The sequence below is a fragment of the Actinoplanes sp. NPDC048791 genome, assembly GCF_040650095.1.
GTDB lineage: Bacteria > Actinomycetota > Actinomycetes > Mycobacteriales > Micromonosporaceae > Actinoplanes.
On sequence record NZ_JBEZGQ010001197.1, the window covers coordinates 1 to 2,338 of the forward strand.

General features: G+C 73.3%; 3 protein-coding genes. 1 reads left to right on the forward strand and 2 read right to left on the reverse strand.

The features are described 5' to 3' along the window. A partial coding sequence (locus tag AB0C29_RS44240) for a glycosyltransferase 87 family protein (RefSeq protein ID WP_360833779.1) occupies positions 1-900 on the forward strand: 900 nt, incomplete at its 5' end. Between the two features lie 74 nt (positions 901-974). On the opposite strand, the gene AB0C29_RS44245 is transcribed toward AB0C29_RS44240, so the two are convergent. Both AB0C29_RS44245 and AB0C29_RS44250 read right to left on the reverse strand, forming a co-directional pair. Then, positions 975-1,406: a molybdenum cofactor biosynthesis protein MoaE gene (locus AB0C29_RS44245; protein ID WP_360833781.1), complete on the reverse strand. Its 432-nt coding sequence runs from the start codon at positions 1,404-1,406 to the stop codon at positions 975-977. Next, on the reverse strand, positions 1,403-2,338 hold a 936-nt coding region (locus AB0C29_RS44250; RefSeq protein WP_360833783.1), incomplete at its 5' end, for a molybdopterin-binding protein. The genes AB0C29_RS44245 and AB0C29_RS44250, both read right to left, overlap by 4 nt.

A 2,338-nucleotide genomic window follows, 5' to 3' on the forward strand; every position in this document is an offset into this window, starting at 1 on the left:
CGCGGATGGTCGACCGGCGCCTGGGCCGGCCTCGGAGTGGGCCTGGCGACGGCGCTGGCGGTGACCCCGGCCTTCTTCATCGTGTACCTGGCAGTGACCAGGCAGTGGCGGGCGGCGCTGACCGCAACGGGCACGGCTCTGACCGCGGCGCTCGCCGCCTGGCTGATCAGTCCTCGGGAGACTGCCGCCTGGCTCGGCGAGGTGCTGTGGCGCATCGACCGCACCGGGCCGGTCGACGCGATCGCGAACCAGTCGCTGGCCGGCGTGCTGGCTCGCATCTACGACTCCGCGACAGCGCCGGTGCTTCTGTGGTTGTCGTTCTCGCTGCTGCTGATCGCGGTCGGGCTGATCCGGGCTCGCGCGGCCCACGCGGACGGGGATGAGATCGCCGCGTTCACGTTGGTCGGGCTGACGGTGGCGATCGTGGGACCGGTGACCGACACCCACGAACTGATCTGGATCCTGCCGGCGGTGCTGATCCTGATCGACGCGGCGGCGCGGCGGCGGGTGACGGCGCAGCGGCGGCCACCCGGTCGCCGGCCTGGGCTGACCTTCGCGGTGGCGGCGGGGATGACGTATCTGCTGTTCGTGCTGGCTCCGATGTGGAGTCTGCGGGACTCGTTCTCGGACAACAGCTATGCGTTGGCCCTGATTCTGCTGGTCAACGCGTTGCCTTGGCGTCCGGGGGTGGCGCCGGCGTTTCCGATCAATCGGTGGCTGGGGCGGATTTCTCCCGGCGCACGCCGGAAGCCGGCCACCGCCGGTCTGGGCGGTGGGGGTGGCGGCCGCTCGGCGGACGGCAGCCCGGGTCTTGCCCGGCGGGCGGGGCCGGCGAGCAACCGGCCGGGTGGTCCACTGCCGGCGACAGCCATTCCACCGCCACGCGACCCGGGCCGCTGAGCCGCGTCCGGTCAAGGTGAGCCGCATCAGTCGCATGCGGTGAAGGTGAGACGGCGACCCCTGTCCGCCGACGCTCAGGGGCAGTTCACCCACTCTTCGCTGCCGTCGGTGAACACCTGCCGTTTCCAGATCGGCAGGCGCGCCTTGGCCTCATCCACCAGCCGCGCGCACGCCGTGAACGCCGCCGCCCGGTGGGCCGTGCTCACCGCCGCCACCAGCGCCACGTCTCCGATGCCCAGCACTCCCACCCGGTGCGACACCGCCACCGCGTAGACGTCCGGATCGGCCGCGATCTCTTCCGCCACCTCGCGCAGCACCGCCGCCGCGGACGGGTGGCCTTCGTATTCCAGCAGCGTCACGCCCTTGCCGTCGTCGTGGTCGCGGACCACGCCCTGGAAGGACACCACCGCACCGGCTCGGGGGTCTGCCACGGCTTTCTCATGGGCGGCCAGGTCCAGGGTCGTGTCGTGGACCTCGGCGATCCGCACTGTCTCGGTGGTGGTCACGGGCGCTCTCCCGGATACAGCGGCAGGGGGTGGAACGGGACCAGGTCGCCGGCGACCGCTTCGGTGTCGGGGCGGACCACGACGAAGCCGTCGGCGGTGGCCAGGCCTCTCAGCATTGCCGAGCCGACGTGGCCGACCGGGGTGGCCCGGCGGCCGTCCTGGTCGAGCGCGGCCAGGGCCAGGTGGGTGAAGCCGCCACGACCCGGGACCGGTGCGGTCAGCTCGACCTTGCGCAGCGGCGGCAGCTCCTGGCCGTGCAGGCCGGCCAGCAACGGGGCGACCAGGGTGATCAGGGCGATCACGGCCGACTGCGGGTTGCCGGGCAGGCCGGCCAGGAAACGATAGCGGCCGTCCGGGGACGGCACCTTGGCCAGCAGCATCGGGAAGCCGGGGCGGACCGCGACCGTGTTGATCACGTATTCGGCGCCGAGCTCGGCCAGGGCCGGGTGCAGGTGGTCGACCGGGCCGTTCATCGTGCCGCCGGTCGTGCAGATCACGTCGGCGATCGACAGTGCTTCGCGGATCGCGGCGACGTGCGCTTCGAGGGTGTCCTGCACGGGGCCGCGCACCGCCCCGGGGCTGACAGTCGCGCCGTAGCGGCGCAGCCAGGCGGGGACCAGCGGGCTCAGTGAGTCACGGACCCGGCCGACCCCGGGCGAGCCGCTGGTCAGCAGCTCGTCGCCGAAGACCAGCAGGGCCGCGCGGGGTTGCGGGCGGACCGGGATCCGGTCGTAACCACAGGTCGCCGCCATGCCGAGGACCGCGGGGTCGACCGGGGTGCCGGCCGGCAGCAGCACCTCGCCGCGGCGGGCCTCGTCACCGGGCATCCGCCACTCGGGCTGGGGGCGGGGTGTGCCGCTGACCCGGCCCTCGGCGTCGCGGGTCGACTCCTCGACGCGGATCAGGGCTTCGGCGCCCTCGGGTACCATCGC